This window comes from Carnobacterium sp. 17-4 (assembly GCF_000195575.1).
In the GTDB taxonomy this organism is placed as follows: Bacteria; Bacillota; Bacilli; order Lactobacillales; family Carnobacteriaceae; genus Carnobacterium_B.
This window is the reverse complement of the sequence record NC_015391.1, coordinates 2,491,440-2,505,140: the sequence shown is the minus strand read 5'-3', so window position 1 is coordinate 2,505,140 and position 13,701 is coordinate 2,491,440. Positions and strand designations below refer to the sequence as shown.

12 protein-coding genes are annotated in these 13,701 nt (G+C 40.7%); 11 read left to right on the top strand and 1 reads right to left on the bottom strand.

From position 1 onward, the window contains the following. Positions 1–4 precede the first annotated feature (4 nt). The 8 genes from purS to purD all read left to right on the top strand — a co-directional run bounded on the left by purS (position 5) and on the right by purD (position 9,151). Positions 5–256: a phosphoribosylformylglycinamidine synthase subunit PurS gene (gene purS / locus CAR_RS11865; protein WP_013711978.1), complete on the top strand. Its 252-nt coding sequence runs from the start codon at positions 5–7 to the stop codon at positions 254–256. After that, a complete protein-coding gene (purQ, locus tag CAR_RS11860; RefSeq protein WP_013711977.1) occupies positions 256–936 on the top strand; it encodes a phosphoribosylformylglycinamidine synthase subunit PurQ in 681 nt (226 codons plus the stop codon). The genes purS and purQ overlap by 1 nt, the downstream gene beginning before the upstream one ends. Then, positions 936–3,164, top strand: coding sequence for a phosphoribosylformylglycinamidine synthase subunit PurL (gene purL, locus CAR_RS11855; RefSeq protein WP_013711976.1), 2,229 nt, complete (start codon positions 936–938; stop codon positions 3,162–3,164). The genes purQ and purL overlap by 1 nt, the downstream gene beginning before the upstream one ends. Further along, on the top strand, positions 3,140–4,594 hold the full coding sequence (gene purF / locus CAR_RS11850; RefSeq protein WP_013711975.1) for an amidophosphoribosyltransferase: 1,455 nt from the start codon (positions 3,140–3,142) through the stop codon (positions 4,592–4,594). Before purL ends, purF begins: the two co-directional genes overlap by 25 nt. Before the next feature lie 2 nt (positions 4,595–4,596). Further along, positions 4,597–5,646, top strand: a complete 1,050-nt coding sequence (gene purM, locus CAR_RS11845) for a phosphoribosylformylglycinamidine cyclo-ligase (protein WP_041556697.1) — start codon at positions 4,597–4,599, stop codon at positions 5,644–5,646. Continuing rightward, positions 5,643–6,227 (top strand): phosphoribosylglycinamide formyltransferase, encoded by a 585-nt coding sequence (gene purN, locus CAR_RS11840; protein WP_013711973.1) that lies wholly within the window; start codon positions 5,643–5,645, stop codon positions 6,225–6,227. Before purM ends, purN begins: the two co-directional genes overlap by 4 nt. Before the next feature lie 20 nt (positions 6,228–6,247). After that, positions 6,248–7,789: a bifunctional phosphoribosylaminoimidazolecarboxamide formyltransferase/IMP cyclohydrolase gene (purH, locus tag CAR_RS11835; RefSeq protein WP_013711972.1), complete on the top strand. Its 1,542-nt coding sequence runs from the start codon at positions 6,248–6,250 to the stop codon at positions 7,787–7,789. Between the two features lie 90 nt (positions 7,790–7,879). Continuing rightward, on the top strand, positions 7,880–9,151 hold the full coding sequence (gene purD, locus CAR_RS11830) for a phosphoribosylamine--glycine ligase (RefSeq protein WP_013711971.1): 1,272 nt from the start codon (positions 7,880–7,882) through the stop codon (positions 9,149–9,151). A gap of 186 nt (positions 9,152–9,337) precedes the next feature. Here the strand turns inward: purD and CAR_RS11825 are convergent, their stop codons facing one another. Continuing rightward, on the bottom strand, positions 9,338–10,243 hold the full coding sequence (locus tag CAR_RS11825; protein WP_041557017.1) for an FAD:protein FMN transferase: 906 nt from the start codon (positions 10,241–10,243) through the stop codon (positions 9,338–9,340). 225 nt (positions 10,244–10,468) lie between these two features. Between CAR_RS11825 and CAR_RS11820 the strand changes: the two genes are divergently transcribed. The 3 genes from CAR_RS11820 to CAR_RS11810 are packed head-to-tail and all read left to right on the top strand — an operon-like array spanning position 10,469 to position 13,529. After that, a complete protein-coding gene (locus CAR_RS11820; RefSeq protein WP_013711969.1) occupies positions 10,469–11,554 on the top strand; it encodes an FMN-binding protein in 1,086 nt (361 codons plus the stop codon). A 54-nt stretch (positions 11,555–11,608) separates the two neighbouring features. Continuing rightward, entirely contained in the window at positions 11,609–12,013 is a 405-nt protein-coding gene (locus CAR_RS11815) for a YbaN family protein (RefSeq protein ID WP_041556695.1), read from the top strand. Positions 12,014–12,035: 22 nt separating this feature from the next. Beyond that, positions 12,036–13,529, top strand: coding sequence for an oxidoreductase (locus CAR_RS11810; RefSeq protein WP_013711968.1), 1,494 nt, complete (start codon positions 12,036–12,038; stop codon positions 13,527–13,529). Positions 13,530–13,701: the final 172 nt, after the last annotated feature.

The window sequence follows — 13,701 nt, the reverse complement described above, 5'->3', positions numbered from 1 at the left end:
AATCGTGTATAAGGTAACCGTTTATGTCACTTATAAAGACTCCGTTCTAGATCCGCAAGGGGAAGCAGTCAAAGGTGCGGTTCATCGCATGGGATATGAATCAATTGAAAATATTCGTATTGGAAAATATTTTGAAATCCAAGTTTCTGAAGATGAAAAGGATATCGAGCACGTAATTGAAGAAATCTGTGACAAACTTCTAGCAAATGTAGTAATGGAAACATACCGGTATGATATTCAGGAGGTTGGAATGTAATGAAATTTGCCATCATTGTTTTTCCTGGATCCAATTGCGACTTAGACATGTATACAGCTGTAAAAGATAGTCTTGGGGTTGACGCGGAATATGTTCAACACTATGAGAGCAGCTTGCAAGGGTTCGATGCAGTATTACTCCCAGGAGGATTCTCTTACGGCGATTACTTGCGTACAGGATCTATTGCCCGATTTTCCACTATTATGGCTGAAGTGATTCGATTTGCTGAAGAGGGAAAGCCTGTTTTTGGAGCATGTAATGGATTTCAAATTTTGACAGAAGCGGGTTTATTACCGGGAGCGTTACGGCGCAATGAATCGCTGAAATTCATCTCTAAGCAACAAAATCTAAAAGTAGAAAATGGACATACATCATTTACATCAGGCTACGGACGAGGAGAAATCATTACTGTACCTATCGCACACGGTGAGGGGAATTACTATTGTGATAAAGAAACGTTACAGCAATTGAAGGACAACAATCAAATTGTTTTTACGTATGCGAATGATAACCCAAATGGAAGCATCGAAAATATAGCGGGCATTATCAATGAGCAAGGAAACGTATTGGGTATGATGCCTCATCCTGAACGAGCTGTTGAAGCGTTATTGGGTTCAAGTGATGGATTGAAATTATTCCAGTCTATGTATAAAAATTATCAGAAGGAGCTGTGTCAATGATGGTTTTTTTGGAACCAACACCCGAACAAGTAAAAGAGTTAGAAGTCTATCGTGAATGGGGATTAACTGACGAAGAGTACACCATTATCAGTGAGGATATTTTGCACCGTTTACCGAACTACACCGAGACGGGATTGTTTTCTGTTATGTGGAGTGAACATTGCTCTTATAAAAACTCAAAATCGATTTTGCGGAAATTTCCTACTTCAGGAACACAAGTGTTGCAAGGACCTGGTGAAGGTGCGGGGATTGTTGACATTGGTGATGGGCAAGCGGTGGTCTTTAAGGTAGAAAGCCATAATCACCCATCTGCGGTTGAGCCATACGAAGGAGCTGCGACTGGTGTTGGAGGTATTATTCGCGATATTTTTAGTATGGGAGCTCGTCCAATCGCGATTCTTGACTCTTTGCGTTTCGGTGAGTTAGACAACGAACATACAAAATATATTTTCGAAGAAGTTGTAGCTGGAGTGAGTGGTTACGGTAATTGTATCGGTATTCCAACGGTGGGTGGAGAAACTGTTTTTGATCCTTGTTACAAAGGCAATCCTTTGGTGAATGTAATGTGTGTAGGCTTGATCGACCAAAAAGATATCCAAAAAGGGCAAGCTAAAGGGACTGGGAACACAATTATGTATGTGGGCGCAAAAACGGGACGTGATGGTATTCATGGAGCGACGTTTGCATCTGTTGAATTCAAAGAGGAAGAAGAAGCGCAACGTTCTGCTGTCCAAGTGGGAGATCCATTTATGGAAAAACTATTGATGGAAGCTTGTCTAGAATGCATTTATGATTATTCTGATGCATTAATCGGAATCCAGGATATGGGAGCTGCAGGGCTTGTTTCATCAAGTGCTGAAATGGCTTCAAAAGCGGGTAGTGGATTGATTTTAAATTTGGATGATGTCCCACAACGCGAAACACATATGACCCCTTATGAAATCATGCTTTCTGAATCGCAAGAGCGGATGTTGTTGTGTGTCAAGAAAGGCGAAGAACAACGGATTATTGAGTTGTTTGAAAAATATGAATTAGCAGCTGTTACTATCGGGGAAGTCACAAATGATGGGTTGTATCGTCTATTTCATGATGGAAAAGAAGTAGCTAATGTACCAGTTGATGCTTTAGCAGAGGATGCACCAGAATACCTTAAACCGATGCAAGAGCCTGAGCGCATTGCGTTATTTGCTGCAATGGCTGACTATCAGCCAACCTTTACGTCTGCTGCAGAAACACTGGTTAAGTTGTTGCAACAACCAACGCTTGCTTCAAAGAAAAACATTTACCAAACCTATGATTCGATGGTCCGTACGAGCACAGTTGTGGGACCAGGAAGTGATGCCGCCGTTATGCGCATACGAGGAACTGAAAAAGCAATCGCGATGACGACTGATTGTAATAGTCGTTACATCTATTTAAATCCTGAAATTGGTGGACAGATGGCAGTATCAGAGGCCGCGCGTAATATTGTGGCTAGTGGAGGAAGACCGTTGGCTATCACAGATTGTCTGAACTACGGAAATCCTGACAAACCTGAAATTTTCTGGGAATTAAGCACTTCTGCAGATGGCATATCAGAAGCCTGTCATTTATTGGGTACCCCAGTGATTTCGGGTAATGTATCGCTCTACAATGAAACGGATGGCGAAGCTATTTATCCGACACCATTGATCGGCATGGTCGGTTTGATAGAAGATTGCGAGCATATCACGACCCAAGCATTCAAAAATGCTGATGACCGAATTTTCATCATTGGCGATACAAAAGCAGATTTTAATGGTTCCGAATTACAAAAATTAGAATTGGGAAAAATCGAAGGGAAACTAATGGACTTCGACTTGACGACCGAAAAAGGGAACCAAGACACTGTTTTGAAAGCCATCCAGGCTGGATTGATTGAAAGTGCACACGATTTATCAGAAGGTGGATTGGCTGTCGGTTTGATGGAGAGCGTCTTTGATACGGCATTGGGGTTCGAGGTAACAGTTGAGATGGATAAAAAATGGTTGTTCAGCGAAACTCAATCGCGTTTTATTTTAACAGTCAAACCTGAAAATGTCCTTGCATTTAAAGCGCTAGTCAAATCGACTGCAACAGAAATCGGGACAGTGAAAAATAATGGACTGGCAAAAATAGCTACTGAAAACGAAACAATTACGTTGTCCATAAAAGAGGTAGAAATGAAATGGCAGGAGGCTATCCCGTGTTTGCTGAAACAAAAAGTTTAAATGAAGAGTGTGGGGTGTTTGGTATTTGGGGAGATCCAAGTGCTAGCCAACTGACTTATTTTGGATTGCATAGTTTACAGCACCGCGGACAAGAAGGAGCTGGAATTGTTTCTTGTGATAATGGGAAACTATTGGTCCATCGCAATCTTGGGTTGATTAGTGAAGTCTTCAAAAATGGAGACGATCTTAAACGGCTGTCAGGAGATCGTGCTATCGGACACGTGCGCTATTCCACATCTGGACAGAATAGCATCGAAAACGTACAGCCTTTCTTGTATCATTTTTTCGATTTAGATATCGCGATCTGTCACAATGGAAACTTGGTGAATGCCAAGAGCTTGCGACGTAATCTGGAAGAAGATGGAGCAATTTTTCATTCGACATCAGATACGGAAGTGTTGATCCATCTCATTAGACGTAGCCAGAAAGACACGTTGATCAATAAAATAAAGGAAAGCCTGAACCTTGTAAAAGGTGGTTTCACTTATGTGCTTATGACGGATGAAAAAATGTTCGGTGCTGTTGATGCGAACTCTTTACGCCCACTTGTGATTGGACGATTGCCAAATGGTGCCTATGTGATGGCAAGTGAAACGTGTGCAATAGATACAATTGGTGCAGAGTTTGTCCGTAATGTTAATGCCGGTGAGTTAGCAATTATTGATCGCAATGGCTTAACGATTGATAAATACACAGAGGATACCAGTATTTCCATTGCGGCAATGGAATATATTTATTTTGCTCGACCAGATTCAAACATAGCGGGTGTGAATGTACATACGGCTCGCAAAAGAATGGGAAAGCGGTTGGCGCTAGAATCCCCTATGGTGAATGCAGATATCGTTATTGGCGTTCCTAACTCGTCATTATCCGCAGCTAGCGGTTATGCTGAAGAGAGCGGTATACCTTATGAGATGGGGCTTATTAAGAATCAATATGTAGGGCGCACTTTTATCCAACCGACACAAGAACTGCGCGAATTGGGTGCGAAAATGAAGTTATCCGCCGTCAAAGGAGTCGTGCAAGGGAAAATTGTTGTCATGGTAGATGACTCGATCGTCCGAGGTACAACAAGTAAACGAATCGTCACGTTATTGAAAGAAGCCGGAGCAAAAGAAGTCCATGTTCGCATCGCTTCTCCCCCTTTGATGTATCCAAGTTTTTACGGAATCGACATTAGCAAGTCAGCTGAATTGATTGCTGCAAGAATGACAGTTCCTGAAATGTGTGAGTCTATCGGAGCAGACAGTTTGTCATTTCTCAGCCAAGAAGGCCTAATTAATTCCATTGGATTGAAATTTGATAGTCCTTACTCAGGTTTATGCATGGACAGTTTCAATGGGGATTATCCAGCAGGACTGTACGACTATGAAGAAGACTACCTAAAGAATATGACCGAAATTCAAAAAGAAAATCTTAGGGGAGGGTAATGATGGGAAATGCCTATGCGAAAGCGGGTGTAGATGTCACAGCGGGTTATGAAACAGTCAAACGCATCAAAAAACATGTCAACCGTACGAAACGATCGGGTGTTTTTGGTGAAATCGGTGGATTCGGCGGTCATTTTGATCTTGGTGAGCTCAACTATAAAAAACCCGTTCTTATATCTGGGACAGACGGCGTTGGTACAAAATTAATGTTGGCCATTGAATCTGGCAAATGGGACACGATTGGAATCGATTGTGTCGCGATGTGTGTCAATGATGTTGTGGCACAGGGTGCAGAACCTCTTTATTTCTTAGATTATATTGCGGTCGGGAAAAACCATCCTGAAAAAATCGAGCAAATTGTAGCTGGTGTAGCAGAAGGGTGTGTCCAATCGGGAGCAGCTTTAATTGGTGGTGAAACAGCTGAAATGCCGGATATGTATGATCCAGAAGATTTTGATTTGGCTGGATTTACAGTTGGTATTGCTGAAAAAGATGCTTTATTGTCCGCTGCATTAGTCAAAGAAGGAGATACTTTGATTGGGCTACCTTCAACGGGAATCCATTCAAATGGTTATTCGTTAGTACGAAAAATTTTCTTTAAAGATCATGCGTATAGATTAACGGATAAAGTGCCTGGATTGGGTAATCAAGAGTTGGGCGATATTTTATTGACGCCAACAAAAATTTACGTTAATGCTTTACTGCCATTGATAAAAAAGCACTTGCTTCATAGTGTTGCACATATCACAGGGGGCGGATTCGTTGAGAATATTCCGCGGATGCTTCCTGAAAACATGCAAGCTCAAATTCAGTTAGGGAGCTGGCCAGTGTTGCCAATCTTTCAAACGATGCAAACAATCGGTAAAATTCCAGAAGTTGACATGTATGAAATATTCAACATGGGAATTGGCATGGTTTTATCTGTTGCTCCTGAAAAAGTACCTGAAGTATTAGCCATTCTTGCAGAGAACAACGAAAAAGGCTATGTGATCGGTTCGGTACTTTCAAAGGAATCAGAGGAAAAGGTCATTTTGAAAGAGAAGCAACTATGAGAATAGCTGTATTTGCTTCAGGAAATGGTTCTAATTTCCAAGCGATAGCAGAGGCGATCGCCTCCAAACAAGTCGATGCAACCATTTGCTTCCTGTTTTGCGACAATCCGAAAGCCTATGTCATAGAACGCGCAAAAGAAATGGGTATCCCTTTTAAGGTCTTCAGTCCGAAAAACTACGAGAATCGAGCAGTCTATGAGTCTGAACTATTGAAACAACTTGAACTAAATGCGGTTGATTTGATTGTATTGGCAGGATACATGAGAATTATTGGACCGACATTGCTAATGGCTTATGCAAATCGTATCTTGAATATCCATCCTTCATTATTGCCACATTATCCTGGTAAAAGCAGCATTCAAGACGTATTTGAAGCAAACGAAAAGGAAACTGGTGTGACGGTACACTTTGTTGATGAAGGGGTGGACACTGGACCGATTATCGCACAAGAGAAGGTGGCTATTTTACCTGAAGATACACTAGACTCTCTGGAGATCAGAATACATCAGGTAGAACACCGTCTTTTTCCGCAGGTCATTCAAAAAGTGATTGAAAATAAAACCATTAAAAAGAGTGAATAAAAATTGAGGAGTGGCGTAGAGTGACAAGAGCATTAATCAGCGTTTCAGACAAAGCAGGTATTGTACCATTTGCACAAGCATTAGTGGCAAAAGGCATCGAAATTGTTTCAACTGGTGGAACCAAGAAGGTATTAGAAGATGCCGGTGTCCCGACCGTTTCTGTTGAAGACGTGACTGGATTTCCAGAAATGATGGGTGGTCGTGTCAAAACCTTGCATCCACTTATCCATGGTGGTTTATTGGGGAGACGTGATCTACCTGAACACATGTCGGCAATGGAAAAACACAAGATCATACCGATTGATTTTGTGGTGGTAAACCTGTACCCATTTAAAGAAACGATCAGCAAAAAGGATGTTTCTTTAGAAGAGGCCATTGAAAATATTGATATTGGCGGCCCAAGTATGCTGCGCAGTGCAGCTAAAAACTATGCGAGTGTGACTGTTTTAACGGATCCAGCTGATTATAGTAATGTCATCAGTGAGTTGGAAGAAAAAGGAGCAACAACGATTGAAACACGTCAAGCTTTAGCTGCAAAAGTCTTCCGCCACACCGCGAGCTATGATGCATTGATTGCGCAATATTTGACCACTAGTGTTGGTGAAAAAGAACCTGAAAAATTAACGTTGACCTATGATTTGAAACAAAAACTACGCTATGGTGAAAATGGACATCAAGTCGCTACGTTCTACCAAGAGTCGCTTACTGTACCATTCTCGATTGCAAATGCTCGTCAATTACATGGAAAAGAATTATCGTACAATAACATTAAAGACGCAGACGCTGCTATTCGTATCATACGCGAATTTGATGAACCGGCAGTGGTTGCTGTCAAGCATATGAACCCCTGTGGAGTGGGTATTGCTGAAACGATTGAAGAGGCTTTTGATCGCTGTTACGCAGCTGATCCAGTCTCAATCTTCGGAGGAATCGTAGTTGCCAATCGTCAATTGGATCATGTGACAGCAGAAAAGCTGAATAGTATGTTTTTGGAAATCGTTCTTGCGCCAAGTTATACAAAAGAAGCGTTAGCTATTTTATCAAAGAAAAAAAATGTTCGGATTATGACCTTGGATTTCTCAACTGCAAAAGTAGGCGGCAAAGAAGTTGTTTCTGTGTTGGGCGGTATATTGGAACAAACACAAGATATCAGTACCGAAGATACAGCGGCTAACTGGGAAGTACTGACGAACCGTAAACCAACCGAAGAGGAAATGAAAGCTATGGATTTTGCCTGGAAAATAGTTAAGCACGTAAAGAGCAATGCTATCGTTCTGGCAAATAGCAAACAGACCGTTGGAATTGGGGCTGGTCAAATGAATCGAATCGGAGCCGTTAAGATTGCCATCGAGCAGGCTGAAGCGAGTAACGCTATAGAAGGTGCTGTACTGGCTAGTGATGCTTTCTTTCCTATGAATGATAGTGTGGAATACGCAGCACAACATGGCATCAAGGCAATTATTCAACCAGGTGGAAGCATCAAAGATAAAGAGTCTATTGAAATGGCGAATAGATATGGAATGACCATGCTAAAAACAAGTGTACGTCACTTCAGACATTAAAAAATAGATTAGAATGCAACGCATTACTGAACAAATCCGAACTACAGCAGAAAATGATTGATCTAATAAAAAAGTTGGAGGATTTCGTAGATGAAACTTCTTGTTATTGGTAGTGGCGGCCGTGAGCATGCCATCGCAAAAAAATTCAAAGAAAGCTCATTAGTGGAAACTGTTTATTGTGCTAAAGGAAATATTGGGATGGAAAATGATGGCATCCAATTGGTTAACATTGCAGAAAATGATCATCAAGCGTTGATTCATTTTGCGAAATCAGAAAAAATTACTTGGACGTTTGTTGGACCGGAAATAGCTTTGTTTGAAGGATTAGTAGATGCATTTGATAGAGCTGGATTAAAAGTCTTTGGACCAAGCAAAAAAGCAGCAGACTTAGAATGCTCAAAACAATTTGCAAAAGAATTGATGAAAAAATATGCTATTCCAACCGCAACGTATGAAATATTTGAAGACCATGATGTGGCTTTAGCTTATGTGGAAAAAAACGGTGTACCAATTGTCATCAAAGCAGATGGGTTAGCAGCCGGAAAAGGTGTAGTCGTTGCGATGACTATGAGGGAAGCTACAGATGCTTTAAGTGAGATGTTAGTGAAAGGGAAGTACGCAGCGGGGAAACCAAAAGTGGTTATTGAAGAATACCTCGAGGGTGAAGAATTTTCTTTATTTGCGCTTGTAAATGGAACGAACTATTATTATGCCGGTGTTGCCCAAGATCATAAACGGGCCTATGATGGAGATAAAGGACCGAATACGGGTGGTATGGGTGCTTATTCTCCAGTACCGCAAGTTTCTGAATCCTTGATTCAAGAAGTTTTGGAGACGGTCATAAAACCAACTGTGAATGCAATGGTTGCTGAATCATGTCCGTTCAAAGGGGTTATCTACGCTGGATTGATGATGACAAAAAAGGGTCTGAAGGTTATCGAGTTTAATGCCCGGTTTGGTGATCCTGAAACCCAAGTCATTTTGAACCAGCTGGATTCTGATTTGGCACAAGTGATTGATGATATCTTAAATGAAAAAGATCCAGTTATCAAAATGCACACGGACCGCTACACGCTGGGTGTTGTTGTTGCAGCTGAAGGTTATCCTGAAAATACGATAAAAGATATTCCGTTACCGCAAATGACTACAGCAGGTTCAGGTTGTACTATTTATACTGCGGGTATGAAGAAAGAGGAAAGCAGTCTTGTTTCTGATGGAGGGCGTATTTTATTTGTTGCAGCACAAGGTTCAACGCTACAAGAAGCCAAAGACAAGGCATACCACTACTTAACGAATAATCCAATAGCGCTTACGTTCTATCGTTTCGACATCGGGGAAAAAGCCATCCAGTTTACAAAATAAGATCACTGCAGAAAAACAATCCAGTTACTAAAGCATTTTACTATTTTGAATCTTTTAGTAGATTGTAAAAATAAGCTAGATAACTCAAAAGCCAAGAATTCAAATATCTTGGCTTTTTATTCTTGCTGAAATTATTAAGTCTGTATTAGAATCTATTTTACAAAATTCTTTTATATCAATAAGTTCTTAAAATAAAACAACATACGGTGCGATACCGTGTGTCATTTTCACATCGTGGTCTTTTGTGATAATAAGAGCTTCGATGCCAGGAATGTTGTCGATATAATGGATAGCCTCAGTGGGACTGAGCATAAACAACTGGGTGGTCCATAATTCTCCGTCAATAGATTTATCCGAAACTATGGTTACACTGGCTAGTTCATTTTCAACCGGGTAACCTGTTGTTGAATCAAAAATGTGGTGGTATTTTTTTCCGTTTACCTTAAGGGAGCGTTCATAAACGCCAGAGGTAACCACTGATTTGTCTTTTACTAATATGGCTCCCACTAAATCCCCACGTACCGGTGAAGGCTTTTGAATACCTACACGCCAATAGCCATCTTCATATTTTGGATTTTCCCCAATAGTCAGCACATTTCCGCCCAAATCCACTAAACCACTTTGTACGCCTTCATTTTGAAAAAAACTTTTGAGTTTATCGGCAAAATACCCCTTTGCTAAGGCACCGAGATCTATTTCCATTCCTTTTTTTGTTAAGTATACGGTTTTTTTATCCACATCCAATTCAATGTCAGTTGGATCAAGTAGCTTTAACCGTTCTTCGATTTCTTTTTGTTCTGGTACACGCGCGCCTGTAAAGCCAATTTTCCATAGTTTAACGAGTGGTCCGATTGTGATGTTTAGCGCAAGGTTAGAAGACAAACTATAGTCCTTACCGATTTGAATTAACTCATATAAATCTAAATCAACAGGAACTGGCTGTACTCCTGCTTGTTGGTTCACTGTCATTAAATCACTTTTAAGATTGTTCGCGCTGAATCGTGCTTCGTAGTCTGTCAGCAGGTGGCTAGCTTTCTCCAATAGTTTTTCTGCCTCCGGATGCACGATGGAAAGGCTAATTCGCGTCCCCATTCGGTTGATAATTTTCTGTTTAATTTGTTTCACCCGCCTATCTATAAATTTGAAAAGCCCATATGGTGTAGATGTTTGCATTTTAACATACTCTAAAAATTATTTAAGATTTTTTCTATAAATCTTAAATAATTGATTTAGATCAATTTTTTTAAATGTTTTTCTACTTATACTAAGAATGTAAAAATGAATTGTGAAATTAATAACAATATTAAGGAGGCTAACATGAATAATCTTAAACCGGGAACGTACAAAGGAAGAGCAACTGGGTACCATGATTATATTAATGTGGATGTAAAAGTAGACGAGGAAAAAATTTTAAAAATTGATTATTCTGAAAATGAGACACCTAATAAAGGTGGGGTAGCCGTTGCGAAAATGGTAGAAGAAATTATTAAACGACAATCAATAGAAATTGATACAGTTTCTGGCGCGACATACGCTTCAGAAGGTACTTTGCGGGCCGTAGATTATGCGTTAGGAGTGGCGCGGGGTGAACGAGCACCTATTGACGGTGAATTTAATGAAGTCACAGGGACGATTGATCATCATTTCACATCCGGAACATATAGCGGAAACGGAGATGGGTATAAAGGTGAAATTAATCTGAATGTAACAGTAAGTGAAAATAAGATTGAAAAAATTGAGTACCAAGGAAAAGAAACTCCTGATATCGGTGGTAAAGCGATGGATGAGATTATTACTAGTATTTTACGAAGTCAATCTTCTCAAATTGACACGATTTCAGGTGCAACCTTTTCTTCACGCGGAGCACAAGAAGCGTTGGATTACGCTTTAGGTATAGCTAGAGGTGAGATTGATCCGGAAGCTGAACCAAAGTTGGAAGACTTAGAACCGCGTATCCAATTTAGAGGAGGATCCCTGACAATTGAACAAATTGAAGCTGTTTTGAATGCGCTACCAGTTGAGATTACATTTGTCGGACCGGATTTGCGCTTTCAATATTTCAACGAAGATCATCATGAGTTTCATCGCTCTCAAGCGAGTTTAGGAAGCCACTTTATTGATTGTCATCCGCCTCATGTGCGTGAATTTGTTGGCAAATTAGCTGGAGAACTGGCAGATGGGACACGCAAGAGCGAAACGCATTGGTTCACACGAAAAGATGGAGATCGCAAAATTTTTGTTTCCTATGTTCCTGTTTTCAATCGTAGAGGTGAAAGTATCGGGTTCATGGAATACGTCCAAAACGGAACGCCCTTTATTGATACGATAAATGAACCGAACCGTCGTGGTGAATTAAGTAATCCAGCTGAACCGAATCCGTTTGCCCGCGAAAAATGGAATTGAAATGACCGGGATAAGAATTCATTACAGTTTAGTTGAAGAAAAGGAATGATGCAGATGAAACGCCATTTTTTGATTAGTGTTGGAATCCTTTCTTTTCTTTTAGGTTCAGCAGGTGTAATTCTACCAGTGCTGCCAACCACACCATTTCTTTTGTTATCTGGCTATTGTTTTGCACACAGTTCCAACAAGTTTAACGATTGGCTAAAAAAGACTAAATTATATCAAATATACGTATCAGATTACGCTGAAACGAAAACCATTCCTAAAAATAAGAAATGGAAAATACTGGTGAATATTTATATTCTGATGAGCATATCAATTTTTCTTGCCCCGGTTCAACTAGTTAAAGTAATGTTGGCGTTGCTGACACTTGGTTTAACTGTTGTAGTATTATTCGTTATCCCAAATCGTAAGGATCATCTTGACACGGAAGAAGAAAAAAACACAGAGATACATTAAATCGCTGGAAAGGACTACACACATGTCAAACAAACTATTCGAAGAAATAGAACTGAAATCAGGAGCAACACTGAAAAACCGCATTATGATGGCTCCAATGACCATTCAAGCCGCCTATTTCGATGGTACAGTCACACAAGAGATGATTGATTATTATGCCCATCGTTCTGGAGAAGCAGGCGCAATTATTGTGGAGAGTTCATTTGTGGAAGACAAAGGACGAGGATTTGCGGGGGCTTTAGGCAACACTAAAGACTCTCAAGTGAAAGAATTGCGAAAATTAGCTAGCGCGATCAATGAAAAAGGTTCCAAAGCTATTTTACAAATTTATCATGCTGGGCGGATGGCGGCTCCAGAACTCAATGGCGGAGCTGCGCCCATCTCAGCTAGTCCTGTGGCAGCATTGCGACCAGATGCTGTCACACCCCGTCAAATGATGCCAGTGGACATTGATAATATGATTCAATGTTTTACAGACGCAACTCGGCGCGCGATTGAAGCTGGATTTGACGGAGTTGAGATCCACGGAGCCAATACGTACTTGATTCAGCAATTTTTCTCTCCTCATTCGAACCGTCGCGAAGATAAATGGGGCGGCAACCTGGAAGCACGCGCTAAATTTCCGGAAGCAGTGATGAAAGCCGTACAAGAGGAAGCAAAGAAACTGCAAGCAGAGCACTTTATTGTGGGTTACCGATTCTCTCCAGAAGAAATTGAAGAGCCAGGTATCCGTTTTGAAGATACGATGTACTTATTGAACCGCTTAGCTAAATTGAAGCCGGATTACTTCCATATTTCAATGGGTAAATGGAACCGAACATCGATCAGAGACAAAGAAGACAGCCAGCTGCTGCTCAAGAAGTATGCCGAACAACAGTCGGAAGAGTTAGCTCAGATTGCTCTCATCGGTGTAGGGGGAATTGGTCAGCGCAGCAATGCAGAAGCTGCACTTGAAGCAGGATATGATTTAGTTGCCGTTGGGAAAGCGTTTTTGGTCGAACCAAATTGGGTTGGAAAAGCAGAGGCAGGCAAAGAAATCAAAAACTTTGCAGATATCAATGAACAAAATCGGTTGCATGTCCCCGAACCATTGTGGGACGTGATGGATTTCATGATTAAAGATGTGCAAGCTGAAGAACAAAAATATGAACATTTGAAAGAATTGCAAAATGTAAAAATTACTTTCAATCCTGGAACCTATGTTGCTTCTGTTGAAGGTCATGATGGAAATGGTATCTTAATGAAAGTAACATTCTCAGATACCAAAATTTTAGCAATAGAATTGGACGGCCAAGAACAGCCAGATGCCGTTGCAACTTCCGTTTTTAAACGGTTACCGGAGGAAATAATTAGCGGGCAAACGTTGCAAGTGGATGTTATCTCAGGAGCAACGGTAACCTCAAAAAGCCTTATTGATGGAGTGGCGGATGCAGTGGAAAAAGCAGATGGAAATTCCGAAGCCCTACGTGTACGTTCAAAAGCTACTGTTCAGTGGAATAGTACGGAAGAAAAATAAGCTTTTCTATAGAGTTACTAAAACAAGTCAAGGAATGCTGTGAGCAGACCTGGCTTGTTTCTTTGTATATTGATATGACTGAGAATGTGTACGCCAAAAGATGTAAGGAGAGGTTTTTTCTGTTTTATGGATTAGAAAAAAATGAAACACTAGTAGTTGAACTTGAGATGTT

Bases quoted from the DNA above. Each gene is read 5' to 3' on its own strand.
- purQ (WP_013711977.1), top strand. From the start codon at position 256: ATGAAATTTGCCATCATTGTTTTTCCTGGATCCAATTGCGACTTAGAC.
- purL (WP_013711976.1), top strand. From the start codon at position 936: ATGGTTTTTTTGGAACCAACACCCGAACAAGTAAAAGAGTTAGAAGTC.
- purM (WP_041556697.1), top strand. From the start codon at position 4,597: ATGGGAAATGCCTATGCGAAAGCGGGTGTAGATGTCACAGCGGGTTAT.
- purN (WP_013711973.1), top strand. From the start codon at position 5,643: ATGAGAATAGCTGTATTTGCTTCAGGAAATGGTTCTAATTTCCAAGCG.
- purD (WP_013711971.1), top strand. From the start codon at position 7,880: ATGAAACTTCTTGTTATTGGTAGTGGCGGCCGTGAGCATGCCATCGCA.
- CAR_RS11825 (WP_041557017.1), bottom strand. From the start codon at position 10,243: ATGGGGACGCGAATTAGCCTTTCCATCGTGCATCCGGAGGCAGAAAAA.
- CAR_RS11820 (WP_013711969.1), top strand. From the start codon at position 10,469: ATGAATAATCTTAAACCGGGAACGTACAAAGGAAGAGCAACTGGGTAC.
- CAR_RS11815 (WP_041556695.1), top strand. From the start codon at position 11,609: ATGAAACGCCATTTTTTGATTAGTGTTGGAATCCTTTCTTTTCTTTTA.
- CAR_RS11810 (WP_013711968.1), top strand. From the start codon at position 12,036: ATGTCAAACAAACTATTCGAAGAAATAGAACTGAAATCAGGAGCAACA.